Raw genomic sequence first — 1787 nt, 5'->3', positions numbered from 1 at the left:
CTCTTAATTGTTCTTTCCAAAAAGGATTATCTATCATTCTTTATGAATAACATCATTACATTGATCTTTTTTTCGAGAGTACAATTCCTTTATATAATTGAACTGTAATCAAGTAATAAATCGAGTAAATTACTACAAAAATAACAAGTGGTAAACCAAATACGAGAGTACAGATTGAGTAAAATAGGACTAAACATGTTCATACCAAATAATATATGAGTAATCCCGACAATTGCTGGGAATAAAAATATGAAGTATAACTCTTTATAGATTGAGTTTGTTAATAATTCTCGGCGGACAACAATTTTACGAAACGTTTGATAACGTGCCACATCTTTTGATGCTCCCGACAGAACTTTAAACATTAAGCAACTTGCTTTAAACATTAAGCAACTTGCCATCGTTGCTAAAAATGCAACTCCAACGAAGAACCCCATAAACATTAGTCCGCTAGCAAAATCATGACTCACAATATTGTGACGAAAAACCGGGAAAATAATAATAACTAGTTACTATTATTATTTATTTGTCACTTTTAAAGCATCTAACACTATCTTGGTTGCTTCTGCAATAAGCTTATCATCGTATTTAGCATCCTCTTTATCATGATTAGAAAGTATCGCAAGAACAATTGGTTTTTTATTTGGTGGCCAAATAATTGCGATATCATTTCTGGTTCCATAAGATCCCGAGCCAGTCTTATCAGCTACTTCCCATCCTCCTGGAACTCCGGCACGAATTAAGTTGTCTCCGGTAGTATTCCTTTTCATCCAATCTATTAATAAATCCCGTTTCTCAGTTGAAAGTACATCTCCTAGCGTAAAAGCCTGAAGACTAGTAGCTAATGCCTTTGGGGTACTAGTATCACGTACGTCTCCTGGAGGCACTTCGTTTAATTCTGGTTCAAAACGTTCAGGATTTGTAACGGTGTCTCCTACTTCTCTTAGTGATTTTTTGAATTCACTAGGTCCACCTAATTGTTTAAGAATAAGATTTTGTGCAGTATTATCACTATATCGAAGAGAAGCATCTGCAAGCTCTTTCAGGGTCATACCACTATCAACATACTTTTCTGTAATTGGATTGTAATTAACAAGATCTTCACGGGTATACAAAACTCTTTGATTTAGATCTTCTATTGATTTCTTTTGTAAAAGTACTCCCACAGCTAAAGCTTTGTGGGTAGATGCGTATGCAAACCGTTCATCTGATTGATAAGTAACGGTTTGATTCGTATCAGTGTCCAATGCATAAATACCGAGTTTAGCATCAAATTCTTTTTCAAGTTTAACAAAAGAATCATTACCAGTAATTTCTTGTTTGATTTGATTTGTTTGTTTCGTTTGTTTAGGTAATTCAGATTGAGTATTACCATCGGAACAGCCTATAAGCGTTGCACATGAAAGAAATACTACAGGTACCATCTTTTTGTAATGTAAAATGTTAAAAAACTTGTTTAAGACTATCATACATTTTCAACCTCTTTCAAGAATATATGTTTTTTTAGGTGTTATACATATCGATACAATTAAAGAGTGTATCGGATATCACTCTCTTGCATCTCACTTTTCATAAAATGAGTGAACTATCATGAACCCCTGTTTTATACGTATACTTAATAGACAACCTAAATAACAAGTTTGTTCCATTTTTATCAGTAGTCGTATCTAGAAACCTAAAAAAGTCCATTTAGAAAATCTAAATGGACTTTTTCACTCATATAATCCTATCTATAGTTAAACGAATAAGATTAAATAAATTTAATTTTTCTTATTTTATCTAATAAA

1 protein-coding gene and 1 pseudogene are annotated in these 1787 nt (G+C 32.5%); both read right to left on the bottom strand.

Translation table 11 applies throughout. The features are described 5' to 3' along the window. Positions 1–55: 55 nt before the first annotated feature. Positions 56–473, bottom strand: a pseudogene (locus ABWK52_RS24660) (ABC transporter permease); the annotation flags it as partial. Positions 474–518: 45 nt separating this feature from the next. Beyond that, the gene (bla, locus tag ABWK52_RS24655) at positions 519–1469 is read right to left on the bottom strand and encodes a class A beta-lactamase (protein ID WP_000636458.1); all 951 of its coding nucleotides are present in this window, start codon (positions 1467–1469) and stop codon (positions 519–521) included. Positions 1470–1787: the final 318 nt, after the last annotated feature.

The sequence above is a fragment of the Bacillus sp. AP50 genome (genome assembly GCF_040492675.1).
GTDB lineage: Bacteria > Bacillota > Bacilli > Bacillales > Bacillaceae_G > Bacillus_A > Bacillus_A cereus.
Note: the sequence above shows the minus strand (reverse complement) of the source record. Positions and strands in the feature narration are given on the sequence as shown.

Bases quoted from the DNA above. Each gene is read 5' to 3' on its own strand.
- bla (WP_000636458.1), bottom strand. From the start codon at position 1,469: ATGATAGTCTTAAACAAGTTTTTTAACATTTTACATTACAAAAAGATG.